This window comes from Pseudomonas sp. LF020 (assembly GCF_053456425.1).
In genome coordinates, this window is record NZ_JBRFIX010000003.1 from 559,267 (window position 1) to 578,310 (window position 19,044).

Sequence of the window (19,044 nt, forward strand, 5' to 3'; positions counted from 1 at the left end):
GACTCCTTACAGATCGCCGAAGAAGCGCTTCACACCATCGAACCAACCGGTGGTTTTCGGCGAGTGACTGTTGTCGTCCGCCAGCGAGTTGCGGAATTCTTCGAGCAATTCGCGCTGACGACGGTTCAGATTGACTGGCGTCTCGACCGCTACACGGCACATCAAGTCGCCCGCGCCACCGCCACGCACTGGTGCCACGCCTTTGCCGCGTACGCGGAACTGCTTGCCGGTCTGGGTGCCTTCAGGGATTTTCAGTTTGACGCGACCGTCGAGTGTCGGGATTTCCAGTTCGCCGCCGAGCGCCGCATCAACGAAGCTGATCGGCACTTCGCAGAACAGGTGTTTGCCGTCGCGCTGGAAGATGTCGTGCTCGCGCACGTTGATCACAACATACAGGTCGCCCGTCGGACCGCCCTGAGTCCCCGCCTCGCCTTCGCCGGACAGACGAATGCGGTCGCCGGTATCAACGCCAGCCGGCACTTTCACCGACAGGGTCTTGTACTCTTCGACACGACCGTCGCCGTGGCAGGAATCGCACGGATCGGAAATGATCTTGCCCTGGCCATGGCAGCGCGGGCAGGTCTGCTGCACCGAGAAGAAGCCTTGCTGCATGCGCACCTGACCGATGCCGCCGCAGGTCGGGCACGTCGATGGCGACGAGCCTTTCTTCGCGCCGGAACCATCGCATGGCTTGCAATTGACCAGTGTCGGAACGCGAATATTCACGGTGGTACCGCGCACCGCTTCTTCCAGATTCAGTTCGAGGGTGTAGCGCAGATCGCTGCCACGCTGGGCGCCGCCACGGGAACCGCCGCGACCGCCACCGAAGAAGTCACTGAAGACATCGCCAAAGATGTCCGAGAAATTCTGCCCGCCGAAACCGGCGCCACCGCCACCCATGCTTGGGTCGACGCCAGCATGACCGTACTGATCGTACGCCGCGCGCTTGCTAGAATCGGACAATACCTCGTAGGCCTCATTGGCCTCTTTGAACAGTTCTTCCGACGCTTTGTCATCGGGATTACGGTCCGGGTGATGCTTCATCGCCAGACGACGATAGGCCTTCTTCAGGTCTGCATCGCTTGAACCACGCTCTACACCCAATACTTCGTAATAGTCACGCTTTGCCATAAGTCTTTTGCACTCTTGAGGACGTTCGGCAAACCCCTCCTGAGGATGGCCAAACTCGTTGAGCCCCAATACAGGCCCGGACCCAACTCACGTCAATTCAACGATCCTGGTCTTTGTTTCATTTGGTACTTGCGGCGCGAAAAGCAGGAGCATTCCCGGCCATACCAGCAGCAGGCGAACCTTGTCGCATGCTGTAAAAATTCGTGTATTCCAGATACGCCAACGCGGGAGCAAGCTCCCGCGCGGCGACATCCTACCAGTCACCGCCGCAAGGCAGTCAACCGGCCGACCAACAACTTACTTGTGGTCTTTGACTTCTTCGAACTCGGCATCGACAACATCGTCAGCCTTTTCAGCTTTCTCGTCGTGCGGTGCCGCGCCTTCAGCAGGCTGAGCCTGTTCGGCGTACATCTTCTGAGCAACCGGAGCCGAGACTTTCGACAGCTCTTCGATCTTCGCTTCGATGGCAGCCTTGTCGTCGCCTTTCACAGCGGCTTCCAGTGCAACCACGGCAGCTTCGATCGCGGTCTTCTCTTCAGCGCTGACCTTGTCGCCCGCTTCGGTAACCATTTTGCGAGTCGAGTGAACCAGTGCATCACCCTTGTTACGGGATTCAGCCAGCTCAGCAAACTTGCGGTCTTCCTCGGCGTTCAGCTCGGCATCGCGAACCATCTTCTGAATTTCTTCATCCGACAGACCGGAGTTGGCCTTGATGGTGATCTTCTGCTCTTTACCGGTCGCCTTGTCTTTCGCGCCGACGTGCAGGATGCCGTTGGCGTCGATGTCGAAGGTCACTTCGATCTGCGGCACGCCACGTGGAGCGGGTGGAATGTCGGCCAGGTCGAACTTGCCCAGCGATTTGTTCTGTGCAGCTTGCTTACGCTCGCCTTGCAGGACGTGAATGGTCACAGCGCCCTGGTTGTCGTCGGCAGTCGAGAACACTTGCGATTTCTTGGTAGGAATCGTGGTGTTTTTCTCGATCAGCGCGGTCATCACGCCACCCATGGTTTCGATACCCAGGGTCAGCGGGCTGACGTCGAGCAGCAGAACGTCTTTCACGTCACCGGCCAGAACGGCGCCCTGAATCGCAGCACCCATGGCAACCGCTTCGTCCGGGTTCACGTCTTTACGTGCTTCTTTACCGAAGAAATCAGTAACCAGCTTCTGTACCAGCGGCATACGGGTCTGACCGCCGACCAGGATCACGTCGTTGATCGCGCCAACGTCGATACCGGCGTCTTTCATGGCGATGCGGCAAGGTTCGATAGTGCGCTGAACCAGGTCTTCAACCAGTGCTTCGAGCTTGGCACGCGAGATTTTCACGTTCAGGTGCTTAGGACCGGTAGCGTCTGCAGTGATGTACGGCAGGTTGACGTCGGTCGACTGAGCGGACGACAGCTCGATCTTGGCTTTCTCAGCGGCTTCTTTCAGGCGCTGCATGGCCAGCGGGTCACCTTTGAGGTTCATGCCGCTTTCTTTCTTGAATTCGTCAACGAGGTAGTCGATCAGACGAATGTCGAAGTCTTCACCGCCGAGGAAGGTGTCACCGTTGGTGGCCAACACTTCGAACTGGTGCTCGCCGTCAACTTCAGCGATCTCGATCACGGAAACGTCGAAAGTACCGCCACCCAGGTCGTAAACGATCACGGTGTGATCGCCCTTGGCCTTGTCCATACCGTAAGCCAGAGCCGCTGCGGTTGGTTCGTTGATGATACGTTTAACGTCCAGACCGGCGATGCGGCCGGCGTCTTTGGTCGCCTGACGCTGGCTGTCGTTGAAGTAGGCCGGCACGGTGATTACCGCTTCGGTCACAGGCTCGCCGAGGTAGTCTTCGGCGGTCTTCTTCATCTTCTTCAGGATTTCAGCCGAGATTTGTGGCGGCGCCATTTTCTGGCCGTTCACTTCAACCCAGGCGTCGCCGTTGTCAGCCTTGGCGATTTTGTACGGGACCATCTTGATGTCTTTCTGTACGACTTCTTCGTCGAACTTGCGACCGATCAGACGCTTCACCGCGTACAGGGTGTTGTGCGGGTTGGTCACTGCCTGACGCTTGGCCGACTGACCAACGAGGATTTCACCATCGTTGGCGTAAGCAATGATCGACGGCGTGGTACGCGCGCCTTCGGCGTTTTCGATAACTTTGGCTACGCCGTTTTCCAGCACGGAGACGCAGGAGTTGGTAGTCCCCAGGTCGATACCGATAATTTTGCCCATGTTCACTCTCCCGAAACTTTGGATTTTGTTGCCGCAGCAGTGGTGGCTAACTGCGGTAATACTTAAACGCTTGACTTCTAAATGGGGGCCTTGCGGCTAATTTCAAGCCTTCTCGTCAATCGAAGGCGAAATTGGCGCCGGCGCCTTGCTGACCACAACCATGGCCGGACGCAACAGGCGACCGTTGAGCTGATAGCCCTTCTGGAACACCTTCAGAACGCTGTTCGGTTCGACGTCGGCGCTTTCCTGCATGGCCATCGCCTGATGGTGAACGGCGTTGAACGGTTCGCCATGCGGATCGATCGCTTCAAGCTGATAACGCTTGAGGGTGTCGTGGAACATTTTCAGGGTCAGCTCGATGCCTTCGCGCATCGGGCGGATGCTTTCGTCGTCCGGGCTCGACAGCTCGAGGCCGCGCTCCAGGCTGTCAACGATCGGCAGCAGGTCACCGGCGAATTTTTCCAGCGCAAACTTGTGCGCCTTCTCGACATCCTGCTCGGCACGGCGGCGGACGTTCTGCAGATCGGCAGCTACGCGCAGCGACTGATCCTGCGCGGCGGCCAACTGCTCTTCGAGCACTTGTACACGGGTCGCCAGGTCGTCACCCGAAGTCTCGGGCGCCTGATTGGCTTCTGGATTTTGCGTATCTACTGTCTGTTCGTCAGCCATAGAATTCTCCTTTCAATTACGTCCGCGAGCTGTACTCGCGCTTCTGCCCCGATATATGGGGTCGCAAAATCAGGCTTCAAGGGCCTGCAATGATTAACCCTACAAAAAAGTGCTGCATTGTCATTCCCGCTCGGACTAAGCATTTGATCGGATCAAGCAAATCGAGCTAAGCGAGGGCATTGTCAGGCCGAAACAAAACACTGTATAAATAACCAGACCTAAAGCCTGGGAGCGGCCTTTATGCTGGTGCACCTGTCCGTACACAACTACGCCATCGTTGAACATCTCGATCTCGAACTCGATCGCGGGATGAGCGTGATCACAGGGGAAACCGGCGCCGGCAAGTCGATCATGCTCGACGCGCTGGGCCTGACCCTCGGCGATCGCGCCGACAGCGGTGTGGTCCGCCCGGGCGCCGACAAGGCCGACATTCTCGCCACCTTCGATCTGGTCGACATCCCTGAAGCCCATGCCTGGCTGGCCGAGCGCGACCTGGAAAACGACGGCCCGTGCATTCTGCGTCGGGTGATCACCGCCGAAGGCCGTTCGCGCGGCTATATCAATGGCACGCCCTGCCCGCTCGGCGATCTCAAGGCTCTCGGCGAACTGCTGATCGATATCCACAGTCAGCACGAACACCAGTCCCTGCTGAAAACCGATACCCATCGCCGCCTGCTCGACGAATACGCCGGCGCTACCGATCTGGCCCGTCAGGTGCAACTGGCCGCGCAGCGCTGGCGCCAGACCCGCCAGGAACTGGAGCGCCTCTCCAACTCCGGCGACGAACAACGCGCGCGTCACCAACTGCTCAGCTACCAGCTCGAAGAACTGGAAAACCTCGGCCTCGGCGAAAACGAGCTGGAACAGCTTGAGCAAGAACACAAGAACCTGACCAACGCCGAAACCCTGCTCGGCATTTGCCGACAAGTGGTCGAGCAGTGCAGCGAAAGCGATTCCGGCAACGTACTGAATGCACTGACCGCCAGCCTCAATCGCCTGTCGAGCGTGAACAACTCGGTTGGCGCACTGGGCGAAGCCAGCAGCCTGCTGACCAGCGCGCAGATCCAGGTCGAAGAAGCCGTGGGCGAACTCAATCGCTTCCTCGACAACTTCGATGCCGATCCGGCGCGCCTGCAATATCTGGAAGAACGCCTCGACGCGATTTATACCCTGGCCCGCAAACACCGGATCCAGCCAACCGAAGTCGCCGAGATGCAGCAAAAGCTGCTGGATGAAATCGAAACCCTCAACGCCAATGACGAATCCATCGAGCGCCTGGGTGAAGAACTGGCTTCCTACGCGCGCCATTATCAAGAGAAGGCCCGCGAGCTGAGCGACTTGCGCCACCAAGCGGCCGGCAGCCTTGCCAGCGCCGTGGAGCAGGAAATCCAGCGCCTTGGCATGCCCGGTGGTCGCTTCACCATCGAATTGCGCGCAAACAGCAGCGACGAGTTACTGCCCAATGGCCTGGAACAGGTCGAATTGCTGGTCAGCGCCAACCCCGGTCAACCATTGAAAGCGTTGGCCAAAGTGGCCTCCGGTGGCGAGCTGTCGCGGATCAGCCTTGCGATTCAGGTGATCACCGCGCAGACCTCACGGGTGCCGACCCTGGTATTCGACGAAGTAGACGTGGGCATCGGCGGACCGACCGCCGAAATCGTCGGCCAGTTGTTGCGGCGTCTTGGCGATCGCGGGCAGGTGCTGACCGTGACGCACTTGCCGCAAGTGGCGGCGCAGGGTCATCAGCATTTGTTCGTGCACAAGGTGCGTGGTGATCAGGCGACTCACACCGCCGTGTCCAAGCTGAGCAAGAACGACCGTATAGAGGAAGTAGCGCGGATGCTGGGTGGCATCGACCTGACCAAAGAATCTTTGGCTCACGCGAAAAAAATGGTGGTCACCGCAAAAGTTTAAGAGCAGCAGAAAGCACGAAGGCGACCCTTGGGTCGCCTTCGTTCGTTTCGCGAACCTGAAATTCGCGCGACATGCTTACTTTTTCTTGCGTACGTACAGCACCAGATTGTGATCTACCAGATCAACACCGTGCTCCTCGGCAATTGCCTTCTGGAGCTTTTCGATTTCCGGACTGACGAATTCGACGACTTCACCGGTTTCCACGTTGACCATGTGGTCGTGGTGGCCACCGTCGGCCAGTTCGAATACCGCGTGGCCACCGTCGAAGTTGTGACGGACCACGAGGCCAGCGGCTTCGAACTGGGTCAGAACACGGTAAACCGTGGCCAGACCGACGTCCTCGCCCGCTTCCATCAACGCCTTGTAGACGTCTTCGGCACTCATGTGACGCTGCTCGGTAGAGTCGAGCATTTGCAGGATCTTGACCCGTGGCAGGGTCACTTTGAGGCCGGCTTTGCGTAGTTCGCTATTTTCAACCATGGTCAGCTTTCTCGCGATGCTGCTTCGCAGCTTCTCTTAATGCGGGTATGATCGGCGTTTACGTTGTCCCAGCCAAGATAGTGGAAGTCGCCCACCGATGCAAAACACCAAGCTCTTGCTAACCAGTTTCACCTTTGTGGGACTGCTCGCACTCGCCGGTTGTTCATTCCCCGGGGTTTACAAAATCGACATCCAGCAGGGCAATGTCGTCACGCAGGACATGATAGACCAGTTACGCCCGGGAATGACCCGTCGGCAAGTACGGTTTATCATGGGTAACCCTCTGCTGACCGACACGTTCCATGCCGATCGCTGGGATTATCTGTACAGCCTGCAACCTGGTGGCGGTGAACGCCAGCAGGAGCGCGTGAGTGTTAACTTCAACTCCAACGACCAGCTTGTCAGCCTGTCCGGTGACTTCATGCCGGGCGTAAGCCGTGACGAAGCCATTCTCGGCAAGGACAGTGGCACCAGCGTGACCGCCCCTGCTGAAAACGCCGAGAAGCCGAAGCCGGAAGAACCTGCCAAACCAGGCTCCTTGCTGGATTCGATCCAGAAGGACGTGGACGGTGTTGAAACCGTTCCGGTTCCGACGCCTGAGCCGCTGGACACCTCGCCGCAGTAATGTGCGAGGCAATAAAAAACCCGGAATTTCCGGGTTTTTTATTGCCTGCGATTTGCTCAGCCTACTGATTTCGCGCCTTGGCTTCGGCAGCCTTGGCCGCCCGCAAGCGTCGAACCTCTTTCGGATCCGCCAGCAATGGGCGGTAGATCTCGATGCGATCCCCTGCCTGAATCAGGCGAATCTGCGGATCAGCCACCACCTTGCCGAAAATCCCCAGCGGACAATCACTCAGATCCAGCTCCGGAAATTCATCGCCAATACCTGACTTGAGCACCGCCTCACGCATTGTTGTCCCCTGAGGGACGCGCAAAGTGCGCAGAACCTGACGATCCACGGCGGCATACACCACCTCAATCTCGATCACCGGCTCAACCATGCATCTGCTTGGCACGCTGGCAGAACGCATCCACCAACGTATTCGCCGCCTGATTGAACAGCGGACCGAGTGTCGCGCGCACCAGCGGGCCGGCGTAGTCGAACGACAGGTCGAGACTGATCTTGCAGGCCTTCTCGTTCAATGCCTTGAACACCCAGACACCATGCAACTGATTGAACGGACCTTCTTCCAGGTTCATCTCGATCGATTGCCCCGGCACCAGCGTATTGCGCGTGACGAAGTGCTGACTCAGACCGCCCTTGGCCACGCCAACGCTGGCACACATGTGCTCGGGCGAACTCTCCAGCACCTCGGCGGACGAGCACCATGGCAAGAATTCCGGGTAACGCGCGACGTCGTTGACCAGGTCGTAGAGGAATTGCGCCGGGTATGGCAGCAACGCCGAACGTTGAATATGTGTCGTCATGTAAGCGTTACTTCCAGAGCTGAGCGGCAAACACTACAAGAATGCCGATAGGCGCCACGTAGCGCATCAAGAACAAGGACAGGGCAAACAGCGCCGGGTTACGAATCGACAACTCGTCACGCACCGCCTCACGCCCCATCACCCAACCGGCAAACAGCACGAAGCACAGGCCACCGAGCGGCAACATGATCCGCGAGGTGAAGAAATCGATCACGCCGAAGAAGTCCAGACCACCCGCCGCACCCCATTGGTAGAGGTGGAACAGGCCGCCATCGTTCACGAAAAATTTGGCCTCCTTCCAGATATTGAAGGAGAAAACCGTACCCAGACCGACGAACCAGCAGATGAACGCCAACCAGAAAGTCACCCAGCCGCGGCTGATTTTCGTGCGTTCAACCAGATAGGCAACCATCGGCTCGAGCAGGGAAATCGCCGAACTCCAGGCAGCAATCGCCACCAGGACAAAGAACACCACGCCCATCAACTGACCGAAAACCACGTTACCGAAGGCAAATGGCAGACTGACGAACATCAGACCCGGACCTTCGCTAGGGTTCAAACCGCCGGCGAACACAATCGGAAACAATGCCAGACCGGCCACCAGCGACACGAACGTGTCGAGCAGTGCCACACCGACCACCGTGCCGGACAGCGAGGCTTCCTTGGTCATGTAAGCGCCGTAGATCATGATCGAGCCGACGCCCACGCTCAGGGAAAAGAACGCATGGCCCATGGCGGGCAGCAAGCCGTCGAGGACTTTTTCCGGGTGGAAATCGAACATGAAATGCACGCCTTCCATGAAATGCCCGGTGGTCATGCTGTAACCCAGCAACACCAGCACCATCACGAACAGCAGCGGCATCATGATCCGCAGACTGCGCTCAAGCCCGGCAACCACGCCTTTGGCGATCACCACGGCCGACAACAGCATGAAAACTGTGTGCCAAAGTGTCAGGCGCCAGGGATCGGAGATGACATTGCCGAAATAAGCGCCAACCTGCTCCGCCGTAGCGCCCTGGAAGTCGCCGCGCCCCATGTCGATGATGTAATCCAGCGACCAGCCGCCAACCACACTATAGAAAGACAGGATCAGCAGCGCCGTGATCATCCCGGCAAATGCGCCCCACGACCACTTGCCCGAATGCCCGGCTTCCAGTGCCAGCACCTTCAGGGCGTTCGCCGGACTCTGCCGTGCGCGGCGGCCGATCAGGGTTTCGGCCAGCATGACCGGGATTCCGATCAGGGCGATGCAGGCCAGAAACATCAGCACGAAGGCGCCGCCACCGTAGACCCCGACCATGTAGGGGAATTTCCAGATGCTGCCCAGTCCCACGGCCGAACCGGTCGCGGCGAATATGAAAACCCAGCGGCTAGCCCAACTGCCGTGGACAGAAACCTTGTCTGTCGACATTGAATATCACGCCCAAGCGTTAGAAAAAGAGGCCGCATTGTCCGGGATTCACTCAACGTGCTCAAGCACGCAGCATCACCGTAGCCGAGGACCGTTTATCTCCATATAATGCCGCCCCTATGGCTAAACAGAAGAAACACCCAACAGGGACCATCGCGCAGAACAAAAAGGCGCGACACGATTACTTCATCGAACATCGTTTCGAGGCTGGTCTGGTCCTGGCCGGCTGGGAAGTAAAAAGTCTGCGGGCAAGCAAGCTGCAACTGGTCGACAGTTACGTGCTGCTCAAGGATGGCGAAGCCTGGCTCCTCGGCAGTCACATCACACCGTTGATGACCGCCAGCACCCACGTCATCGCCGACCCGACCCGCACCCGCAAACTGCTGCTCAACAAGCGCGAGCTGGAAAAACTCGCCGCTGCCGTGCAACAGAAAGGCTACGCCTGCGTGTGCCTGTCCTTCTACTGGAGCAAGCACATGGTCAAGTGCGAGATCGCTCTGGGCAAGGGCAAGAAGGAATACGACAAGCGTGACACCGAGCGCGAACGCGACGCCGGTCGAGAGCTGCAGCGCGCCGTGCGCAACAAGGGCAAGGAAGAGTAATTTTCCTGCTTTAAAAGATCGCAGCCTGCGGCAGCTCCTACAGGGAAAAACACATTCCTGTGTAGGAGCTGCCGAAGGCTGCGATCTTTTTGCTTCTAAAAGCTACATCCCCTTGCGCCGCTCCGCCCGAGCCATGCGCTGAACTTCCTGCCGCACCTCCTCCAGCACTTCCTGCACATAGAGGATGTGTCGACTGGAAACCTCGCGCGCCTGCTCCGCCCGACCTTCGATAATCGCCAGATACAATTCCCGGTGCTGAGAGATCAGCATGTCGCGGGTTTCCGTGCGCTGCTTGTACATGCCGCCAATGTTGGTCACGACGTTGCGCTTGAGCAGATCGAACAGACCGCGAATGGTGTGCAGCAGCACCGCGTTATGACTGGCTTCGGCGATTGCCAGATGAAACTTCGCATCCGCCGCGCCCTCTTCCGCCCGGCTCACTTCGTCATGCCGCGTATAGCAATCCTGCAGCTCGTTGAACGCCACAGTGAGTCGCTCGCGATCCACATCCGTGGCGCGCAATGCTGCGTAATAGGCACACGATGCCTCCAGAGTATGCCGAAATTCCAGCAGATCACGCTGCGCCTCGGGATTGCTCTCCAGCAGCACTAGCAGCGGATCGCTGAAGGTCGAGCCGAGCGTTTCCACCACATAATTGCCGCCGCCCTGGCGACTGACCAGCAAGCCTTTGGCCGCCAGTTTCTGAATTGCCTCGCGTAACGATGGACGCGACACACCGAACTGCTCGGCCAAGGCGCGCTCGGCCGGAAGCCGTTCGCCGGACTTCAGCGTGCCCTCGAGGATCATCCCCTCGAGTCGCTCGACAATATCGTCAGACAAACGGCGCTGACGAATCTGATCAAACCCCATAACTCATTTCTCCACGATCCCGACCGCGCGCCGGGCCCTCTATTCTGGCCTATCGGCGCCCCGCCGACACCTGTCAACGCACATTCGCCCGACCGGATCAGATGCCCTCTGCACCGCTTGTTCGACAAAAGTTTCAGGGCGACAAATTGACACACCGTCATCAAGGCTTTTACCCTAGCCAACAGCGATTGTAAATTGGTATTACCAATTAACCAAGAACGCTGACAGTGCCTGACCAACAACAATTAGGGGCCACCCCATATGCAAACCTGGCAACAGCTCTATACCCCGCTCGGCAGTCTCGGCGTCTCCGCACTTGCGGCCGTCATTCCCATCGTTTTCTTCTTCCTTGCTCTGGCGGTGTTCCGCCTCAAGGGGCATGTGGCCGGCAGCATCACGCTGGCCCTGTCGATTGCCGTGGCGATTTTCGCCTTCCACATGCCAGTGGACATGGCCTTCGCCGCGGCCGGATACGGCTTTGCCTATGGTCTGTGGCCGATTGCCTGGATCATTGTCGCGGCGGTGTTCCTCTACAAACTGACGGTCAAGAGTGGTCAGTTCGAGGTCATTCGCAGTTCGGTGCTGTCGATCACTGACGACCAGCGTCTGCAGGTGCTGCTGATCGGTTTCTGCTTCGGTGCGTTTCTGGAAGGTGCCGCCGGCTTCGGCGCGCCGGTAGCGATTACCGCCGCGCTGCTGGTCGGTCTCGGCTTCAACCCGCTGTATGCTGCTGGCCTGTGCCTGATTGCCAACACCGCGCCGGTGGCGTTCGGCGCTCTGGGGATTCCGATCATCGTGGCTGGTCAGGTGACTGGCATCGACGCGTTCAAGATCGGCGCCATGACCGGCCGCCAACTGCCACTGCTGTCGCTGTTCGTGCCGTTCTGGCTGGTGTTCATGATGGACGGCCTGCGTGGCGTGCGTGAAACCTGGCCGGCAGCGCTGGTTGCAGGCCTGAGCTTCGCCGTGACCCAATACTTCACCTCGAACTTCATCGGCCCGGAACTGCCGGACATCACCTCGGCCCTGGCCAGCCTGATTTCCCTGACCCTGTTCCTCAAAGTCTGGCAGCCAAAACGCGCCGCAGGCCAACACATTGCCGGCGCCGTTTCGGCCTCGGTGGTAACCGCCAGCGCAGGAGGTTTCGGCCAGAAGCGCAGCACCGTGGCGTCGCCTTACAGCCTCTGGGAAATTTTCATTGCCTGGTCGCCGTTTCTGATCCTCACCGTGCTGGTCACCATCTGGACCCTCAAGCCGTTCAAGGCGATGTTCGCCGCCGGCGGTTCGATGTACGCCTGGGTGTTCAACTTTGCCATCCCGCACCTTGATCAACTGGTGATCAAGACTGCCCCGATCGTCGCCACCCCGACTGCAATTCCGGCAGTGTTCAAACTCGACCCGATCTCGGCGACCGGCACGGCGATTTTCTTCTCGGCGCTGATTTCGATGCTGGTACTGAAGATCAACTTCAAAACTGGTCTGACCACTTTGAAAGAGACCTTCTACGAACTGCGCTGGCCGATTCTGTCGATCGGCATGGTGCTGGCCTTCGCCTTCGTCACCAACTACTCCGGCATGTCTTCGACCATGGCGCTGGTCTTGGCCGCGACCGGCGCAGCGTTCCCGTTCTTCTCGCCGTTCCTTGGCTGGCTGGGCGTGTTCCTCACCGGCTCCGATACTTCGTCGAACGCCCTGTTCAGTTCGCTACAAGCGACCACCGCCCACCAGATCGGCGTCAACGACACCTTGCTGGTGGCAGCCAACACCAGCGGCGGCGTGACCGGCAAGATGATCTCGCCACAGTCGATTGCCGTGGCCTGCGCTGCGACTGGGCTGGTGGGCAAGGAATCGGATCTGTTCCGCTTCACCCTCAAGCACAGCCTATTCTTTGCCACGATTGTCGGCCTGATCACTCTGGCCCAGGCCTACTGGTTCACCGGCATGCTGGTGCACTAAACCAAGAAGAAGACTACAAGCGACATTGAAATAACCGACGCCGGTTCGTGATTCCGGCGTCAGCAATTCACACCCCGGTCTGTAAGGCTGCTGAAAGCAAGGCTCTTTATATTCAGCAGCCGCCACAGACGGATAACCGGGCCCACCCGGAGACACGCCTGATGAGCGAGCTTTTTTACAACGCTGTGCCCAACGCCACCCGCGTCGCACCGCCACTGCCCGAACCTCGGCAGTACCCCAGCGAGAAACCGTCGCGGGTCTATCTGTTCGGTACCTGCGTGGTCGATCTGTTCTACCCCGAAGCCGGGATGGACGCGATCCACTTGCTGGAGCGTGAAGGGATAACGGTCGAGTACCCGCAAGGGCAGAGCTGCTGCGGGCAACCGGCCTACACCTCGGGTTACACCGAGCAGGCGCGGACGGTCGCGCGCGCACAACTGGCGCTGTTTGCCGGGGATTATCCGGTGGTGGTGCCGTCGGGTTCCTGCGCGGGCATGCTGCGTGAGCATTACGCCGACTTGTTCAAGGACGAGCCGGCGACGTTGAAACAGGTGCAGGCCCTCGCGGCCCGCACCTATGAGCTGGCCGAGTTCCTGCTGTTCGTCTGCAAGGTGCAGCTCAAGGACAGCGGCGAGCCGGTCAAAGTCGCGCTGCACACCTCGTGTTCGGCACGGCGCGAAATGAACACCCACCTGCACGGCCGCGAGTTGTTGGCGCAGTTGAGCAACGTCGAACGGGTCAACCACGACCACGAAAGCGAATGCTGTGGCTTCGGTGGGACATTCAGCGTCCGTATGCCAGACATTTCCGGCGCGATGGTGGCCGACAAGACCCGCGCGTTGAAGGAGTCCGGCGCGCATCAGGTGTTGAGCGCCGATTGTGGCTGTTTGATGAACATCAACGGCGCATTGGAGAAACAAAAAGAAGCGCTGCGCGGGCAACATCTCGCCAGCTTTCTTTGGCAACGAACCGGAGGTGCGCAATGAGCACCTCGACGATTATTCCTACGGTCGCCGTAGAAGAAGATTTCCGCACCCGGGCGCACAACGCCCTGGGTGATCCGCAGTTACGGAACAACTTCCGCACTGCGATGGATTCACTGATGACCAAGCGGGCAGCGGCTTTCAGCGATGCCCACGAAAGAGAACATTTGCGCGCCCTGGGCAACTCGATCAGGGCGCGTGCGCTCTCCAAGTTGCCCGACCTGCTCGAGCAACTGGAACAGAACCTGACCCGCAACGGTGTGACAGTGCACTGGGCGGAAACGGTGGACGAAGCCAATGGCATCGTCTTGTCGATCATCCGCGCTCACGAGGCGCGGCAAGTGATCAAGGGCAAATCGATGGTCAGCGAAGAGATGGAGATGAACCATTTCCTCGAGGCTCAAGGTGTTGAATGCCTGGAGTCCGACATGGGGGAATACATCGTCCAGCTCGACCACGAGAAGCCTTCACACATAATCATGCCGGCGATCCACAAGAATGCCGGTCAGGTCGCGTCCTTGTTCCACGACAAACTTGGCGTGGAGTACACCAAGGACGTTGACCAACTCATTCAGATCGGTCGCAGAGTCCTGCGGCAGAAATTCTTCGAAGCGGACATCGGCGTTTCCGGCGTCAACTTCGCCGTGGCCGAAACCGGCACCCTGCTGCTGGTGGAAAACGAAGGCAACGGGCGCATGACCACCACCGTGCCGCCGGTGCACATCGCCGTCACCGGTATCGAAAAGGTTGTGGAAAACCTGCGCGACGTGGTGCCGCTGTTGTCGCTGCTGACCCGCTCGGCGCTGGGCATTCCGATCACCACTTACGTCAACATGATCTCCGGCCCGCGCAAGGAACATGAACTCGACGGCCCGCAGGAAGTGCATCTGGTGCTGCTCGATAACGGTCGCAGCCAGGCCTTCGCCGACAGCGAACTGCGCCAGACCCTCAACTGCATCCGCTGTGGCGCGTGCATGAACCATTGCCCGGTTTACACCCGCGTCGGTGGTCACACCTATGGCGAGGTGTACCCGGGACCGATCGGCAAAATCATCACGCCGCACATGGTCGGTCTGGCAAAAGTCCCGGATCACCCGAGCGCTTCGTCGTTGTGCGGTGCCTGCGGTGAAGTGTGCCCGGTGAAAATTCCGATCCCGGCAATTCTGCGGCGCCTGCGCGAAGAAAACGTCAAAGCCCCGGACGCTCCACACCAAGTGATGCGCGGCCAAGGCAGCAAGTATTCGCGCAAGGAACGCTTCATCTGGAACGCCTGGGCGAAACTCAACAGCTCGCCGACGCTGTATCGGCTGTTCGGGTTCTTCGCCACGCGCCTGCGTGCGCTCACGCCAAGCAACGTCGGCCCGTGGACGCAAAACCACAGCGCACCAAAACCCGCCGCCCGCTCACTGCACGACATGGCCCGCGAGCATCTGGGCAAACAGGGAGATCGCTGATGAGCGCCAAGCAAAATATCCTCGCCAAGCTAAGGAAAAGTCTGACTGGTGCCACACCAATTACCGACGACTTCGATGTCGATTTGGTGACGCAGCCTTACACCTACAGCGCCGAGCAACGTATTCCGCAACTGCGCAAACTGATGGAAGCGGTGCACACCGAGATCCATCTGACGACCGGCGCAGACTGGCCGGCGCTGCTCGCGCAATTGCTGGGTGATCGCCAACTGCCAAGCCTGCTGATCGCACCGACTACGCCCCACGGGCAGCGCATCACACAGCACTGGGCGAACAATCCTGATCTGCCGACGCTGAAATCCTACAACCGGCCGATGGAAGAGTGGAAAGCCGAGCTGTTCAACGACACCCCGGCCAGCCTTACTGGCACCCTCGGTGCCATCGCCGCCACCGGCAGCCTGATCCTCTGGCCCACCCGTGAAGAACCGCGACTGATGAGCCTGGTGCCGCCGGTGCATTTCGCCCTGCTCAAGGCCAGTGAAATCCGCGACAACTTCTATCAGGTGCAGCAGGAATTCGAGTGGGCCCAAGGCATGCCGACCAATGCGCTGCTGGTGTCCGGCCCGTCGAAAACCGCCGACATCGAACAAGTGCTGGCCTACGGCGCCCACGGCCCGAAAGATCTGGTGGTACTGATCCTGGAGGACCAATGACGCTTCCGGTGAATTTCCTGCGCGATGCGCAGCAACTGATACCAGCGGAACGCCGTTTCGACGATCCACTGTCGACCTTGGCCTTCGGCACCGACGCCAGTTTTTATCGGCTGATTCCCAAACTGGTGATCCGCGTCGAATCCGAAGACGAAGTGGTCGCGCTGCTGAAACTGGCCCAGCGCGATCAAGTCCCGGTGACCTTCCGCGCCGCCGGTACCAGTTTGTCCGGGCAGGCGATCAGTGATTCGGTGCTGATTGTGCTGGGGGATAACTGGAACGCTCGCGAGATTCGCGGCCAGGGCATGCAGATTCGCCTGCAACCGGGCGTGATCGGCGCGCAGGCCAACGCGTGGCTGGCACCGTTCGGGCGCAAGATCGGCCCGGACCCGGCGTCGATCAACGCCTGCAAGATCGGCGGCATCGTCGCCAACAACGCCAGCGGCATGTGCTGCGGCACCGCGCAAAATACCTATCACACGCTGGCCGGGATTCGCCTGGTGCTGGCTGACGGCACCCGCCTCGACACCGAAGACGCCGCCAGTGTCGCCGCATTTCGCGCCAGCCACGGTGATCTGCTGGAGCGCCTGGCGACATTGGGCCGCGAAACCCGCGCCAATGCCGAACTGGCGGCGAGAATTCGCCACAAATACCGTCTGAAAAATACCACCGGCCTGTCACTCAATGCGCTGGTGGATTTCGACGAGCCTGTGGATATCTTGAGCCACCTGCTGGTCGGTTCCGAAGGCACCCTCGGCTTCATCAGCGCGGTGACCTACGACACGGTGATCGACCACCCGAATAAGGCCTCGGCGTTGATCGTGTTCCCGGATGTGGAAACCTGCTGCAACGCAGTCACCGTGCTGAAAAGCCAACCGGTGTCAGCCGTAGAACTGCTGGATCGACGCAGCCTGCGCTCGGTGCAAGACAAACCCGGCATGCCGGATTTCGTACAGCACCTGTCGAACAATGCCTGCGCGCTGCTGATCGAATCCCGCGCGGCTTCTTCCACGTTGCTGCAGGAGCAACTGGCGCAGATCATGGCTTCGCTGGCCAGTTTCCCGGTGGAAAAACAGGTCGATTTCACAGAGGATCCGACCGAAAACGCCAAGCTCTGGGCGATCCGCAAAGACACCTTCCCCGCCGTCGGCGCCGTGCGTAAAACCGGCACCACGGTGATCATCGAAGACGTGACCTTCCCGGTCGAGCAACTGGCTATCGGCGTCAATCGTCTGATCGCGCTGTTCGACAAACACTCCTACGATGAAGCGATCCTTTTCGGACACGCACTGGAAGGCAATCTGCACTTCGTCTTCACCCAAGGCTTCAACAGTCCGGAAGAAGTCGCACGCTATCAGGCGTTCATGGACGACGTGGCGCAACTGGTGGCGGTGGAATTCGGCGGCTCGCTCAAAGCCGAACACGGCACCGGGCGCAACATGGCGCCGTTCGTTGAGCTGGAATGGGGCAGCGACGCCTACCAGTTGATGTGGCAGCTCAAACGTCTGCTCGACCCCAACGGCATCCTCAACCCGGACGTGGTTCTCAGCGAAGACCCGCAGATCCATCTCAAGCACCTCAAGCCGCTGCCGGCAGCTGATGAGATCGTCGACAAATGCATCGAATGCGGCTTCTGCGAACCTGTCTGCCCGTCGAAAGGCCTGACCCTCAGCCCGCGTCAGCGCATCGTGATCTGGCGTGACATTCAGGCGAAAAAACGCGCCGGCGTTGACACCACCGAGCTGGAAAAAGCCTACGAGTACCAGGGCATCGAAACCTGCGCCGCGACCGGTTTGTGCGCTCAGCGTTGCCCTGTGGGCATCAATACCGGCGAACTGGTGAAAAAGCTCCGCGCCCGACACGCGACGCATCAGAAAACCGCTGACTGGATCGAGGGGAATTTCGCCAAGACCCTGCAAGGCGCACGCTTCACCCTGCACGTGGCCAACGGCGCACGGATGCTGCTCGGCGCACCGCGTCTGGCCAAGCTTTCGGCGACCCTGACACGCTTGTCCAAAGGTCAGGTGCCGCTGTGGACCAACGCGATGCCGCAGCCGGAAAAAGCCATTCGTTTCAGCCCGAGCGTCTCCGATGAGCGCCCGCGGGTGGTGTATCTGGCTGCCTGCGTTTCGCGGGTGATGGGCCCGGCAGCCGGCGACAAAGAGCAAATGTCGCTGTACGACAAAACCCGTGGCCTGTTGGAAAAGGCTGGCTACCAAGTGGTGCTCCCGGACAATCAGGACAACCTCTGCTGCGGTCAGCCTTTCGCCTCCAAAGGTTATGCCGAGCAAGCCGAGCACAAGCGTCAGGAACTGATCAGCGCGTTGCTGCACGCCAGTCGCGGTGGACTCGATCCGATCTATTGCGACACTAGCCCGTGCACCTTGCGCCTGGTGCAGGACGTGGGAAATGTTCGACTGGATCTGTACGACCCGGTGCGCTTCATTCGTACGCATCTTCTCGATCGACTGGAGTTCACCCCGCAAGAATCACCGATTGCGGTGCACGTGACCTGCAGCACGCAGCATCTTGGCGAAAGCCAGGCGCTGATCGATCTGGCGCGCAAATGCAGCAAGACCGTGGTGATTCCGGAAGGCATTCATTGCTGCGGGTTTGCCGGCGACAAGGGCTTCACTACCCCGGAGCTGAACGGCCATTCGCTGCGCACCCTCAAGGATGCGGTGCAGCATTGCAGCGAAGGCATTTCCACCAGCCGCACCTGTGAGATCGGCCTGACGCAACACGGCGGCATCGACTATCACGGACTGGTCTATCTGGTGGATCGGGTGACCCGGGCCAAGGCCGGCTGAAGAAAAATAGAACCCTTGCGTGCGACCGTAGTCCACAGAACAGACCCCGAAAATCGGGGTTTTTCTTCCACTCGGTTGCCCGTCCTGACGGCCAGCGCAGTCTGGATCCCTCAGTTCAAGGAGATACACATGAAACGTTCTGTACTGTTAGGTCTGTTCGTTACTGCCTCGATGATGGCCTCCACCTCGTTCGCCGCCGACAAGCCTGCCGACCTGTGCGATGCCAATATCCAGACCATCAACAATGCCAAGGGGCAGTTGTCAGCGAACCCGGAACTCAGCCAGCGCGCTGAAGCCAGTGTCAGCAAGGCACAGGCGCTGAAAGCCCAGGGCAAGATCGATGACTGCGTAGCGGAAACCTCGCAAACCATCATAGAACTGCGTAAATCCACCGGCACCAACAACTGATTCACGCCCGGGCCAACCTTCGGGTTGGCCTCGTGGGCCGTTTGGC

General features: G+C 59.4%; 17 protein-coding genes. 9 read left to right on the forward strand and 8 right to left on the reverse strand.

Translation table 11 applies throughout. From position 1 onward, the window contains the following. Positions 1–6: 6 nt before the first annotated feature. From dnaJ to grpE, 3 genes are all read right to left on the reverse strand, one after another. A complete protein-coding gene (dnaJ, locus tag ACU680_RS10290; protein ID WP_448179369.1) occupies positions 7–1,131 on the reverse strand; it encodes a molecular chaperone DnaJ in 1,125 nt (374 codons plus the stop codon). A gap of 297 nt (positions 1,132–1,428) precedes the next feature. Continuing rightward, on the reverse strand, positions 1,429–3,345 hold the full coding sequence (dnaK, locus tag ACU680_RS10295) for a molecular chaperone DnaK (RefSeq protein ID WP_003221521.1): 1,917 nt from the start codon (positions 3,343–3,345) through the stop codon (positions 1,429–1,431). Between the two features lie 102 nt (positions 3,346–3,447). After that, complete coding sequence (grpE, locus tag ACU680_RS10300; protein WP_007961425.1) at positions 3,448–4,014, reverse strand: nucleotide exchange factor GrpE; 567 nt, start codon at positions 4,012–4,014, stop codon at positions 3,448–3,450. A 240-nt stretch (positions 4,015–4,254) separates the two neighbouring features. Here grpE and recN point away from each other — a divergent pair, with 240 nt between their 5' ends. Further along, the gene (gene recN, locus ACU680_RS10305) at positions 4,255–5,928 is read left to right on the forward strand and encodes a DNA repair protein RecN (protein WP_367083051.1); all 1,674 of its coding nucleotides are present in this window, start codon (positions 4,255–4,257) and stop codon (positions 5,926–5,928) included. A gap of 75 nt (positions 5,929–6,003) precedes the next feature. Here recN and fur read toward each other — a convergent pair whose 3' ends face one another. After that, entirely contained in the window at positions 6,004–6,408 is a 405-nt protein-coding gene (gene fur, locus ACU680_RS10310) for a ferric iron uptake transcriptional regulator (RefSeq protein WP_003221515.1), read from the reverse strand. Between the two features lie 97 nt (positions 6,409–6,505). Between fur and ACU680_RS10315 the strand changes: the two genes are divergently transcribed. After that, positions 6,506–7,033, forward strand: coding sequence for an outer membrane protein assembly factor BamE (locus ACU680_RS10315; protein WP_007961419.1), 528 nt, complete (start codon positions 6,506–6,508; stop codon positions 7,031–7,033). Between the two features lie 61 nt (positions 7,034–7,094). Here ACU680_RS10315 and ACU680_RS10320 read toward each other — a convergent pair whose 3' ends face one another. The 3 genes from ACU680_RS10320 to ACU680_RS10330 are packed head-to-tail and all read right to left on the reverse strand — an operon-like array spanning position 7,095 to position 9,247. Further along, a complete protein-coding gene (locus tag ACU680_RS10320) occupies positions 7,095–7,409 on the reverse strand; it encodes an RnfH family protein (protein WP_448179370.1) in 315 nt (104 codons plus the stop codon). Continuing rightward, entirely contained in the window at positions 7,402–7,836 is a 435-nt protein-coding gene (locus tag ACU680_RS10325; protein WP_448179371.1) for a type II toxin-antitoxin system RatA family toxin, read from the reverse strand. Before ACU680_RS10325 ends, ACU680_RS10320 begins: the two co-directional genes overlap by 8 nt. A gap of 7 nt (positions 7,837–7,843) precedes the next feature. Beyond that, the gene (locus ACU680_RS10330; protein ID WP_007961408.1) at positions 7,844–9,247 is read right to left on the reverse strand and encodes a sodium-dependent transporter; all 1,404 of its coding nucleotides are present in this window, start codon (positions 9,245–9,247) and stop codon (positions 7,844–7,846) included. Positions 9,248–9,366: 119 nt separating this feature from the next. On the opposite strand from ACU680_RS10330, the gene smpB reads away from it, so the two are divergent. Beyond that, positions 9,367–9,849: an SsrA-binding protein SmpB gene (gene smpB, locus ACU680_RS10335; protein WP_003221505.1), complete on the forward strand. Its 483-nt coding sequence runs from the start codon at positions 9,367–9,369 to the stop codon at positions 9,847–9,849. 102 nt (positions 9,850–9,951) lie between these two features. Here smpB and ACU680_RS10340 read toward each other — a convergent pair whose 3' ends face one another. Further along, complete coding sequence (locus tag ACU680_RS10340; protein WP_400763176.1) at positions 9,952–10,719, reverse strand: GntR family transcriptional regulator; 768 nt, start codon at positions 10,717–10,719, stop codon at positions 9,952–9,954. Between the two features lie 261 nt (positions 10,720–10,980). Here ACU680_RS10340 and ACU680_RS10345 point away from each other — a divergent pair, with 261 nt between their 5' ends. From ACU680_RS10345 to ACU680_RS10370, 6 genes are all read left to right on the forward strand, one after another. After that, positions 10,981–12,675, forward strand: coding sequence for a lactate permease LctP family transporter (locus ACU680_RS10345; RefSeq protein ID WP_027610771.1), 1,695 nt, complete (start codon positions 10,981–10,983; stop codon positions 12,673–12,675). A gap of 161 nt (positions 12,676–12,836) precedes the next feature. Beyond that, a complete protein-coding gene (locus ACU680_RS10350) occupies positions 12,837–13,661 on the forward strand; it encodes a (Fe-S)-binding protein (protein ID WP_448179372.1) in 825 nt (274 codons plus the stop codon). Next, the gene (locus ACU680_RS10355; protein ID WP_448179373.1) at positions 13,658–15,112 is read left to right on the forward strand and encodes a LutB/LldF family L-lactate oxidation iron-sulfur protein; all 1,455 of its coding nucleotides are present in this window, start codon (positions 13,658–13,660) and stop codon (positions 15,110–15,112) included. The genes ACU680_RS10350 and ACU680_RS10355 overlap by 4 nt, the downstream gene beginning before the upstream one ends. Beyond that, a complete protein-coding gene (locus tag ACU680_RS10360; RefSeq protein WP_448179374.1) occupies positions 15,112–15,783 on the forward strand; it encodes a LutC/YkgG family protein in 672 nt (223 codons plus the stop codon). Before ACU680_RS10355 ends, ACU680_RS10360 begins: the two co-directional genes overlap by 1 nt. Beyond that, positions 15,780–18,590, forward strand: coding sequence for an FAD-binding and (Fe-S)-binding domain-containing protein (locus ACU680_RS10365; protein WP_448179375.1), 2,811 nt, complete (start codon positions 15,780–15,782; stop codon positions 18,588–18,590). Before ACU680_RS10360 ends, ACU680_RS10365 begins: the two co-directional genes overlap by 4 nt. 129 nt (positions 18,591–18,719) lie before the next feature. Further along, entirely contained in the window at positions 18,720–18,998 is a 279-nt protein-coding gene (locus ACU680_RS10370) for a PA2433 domain-containing protein (protein WP_007961392.1), read from the forward strand. The last annotated feature ends 46 nt before the right edge of the window (positions 18,999–19,044 follow it).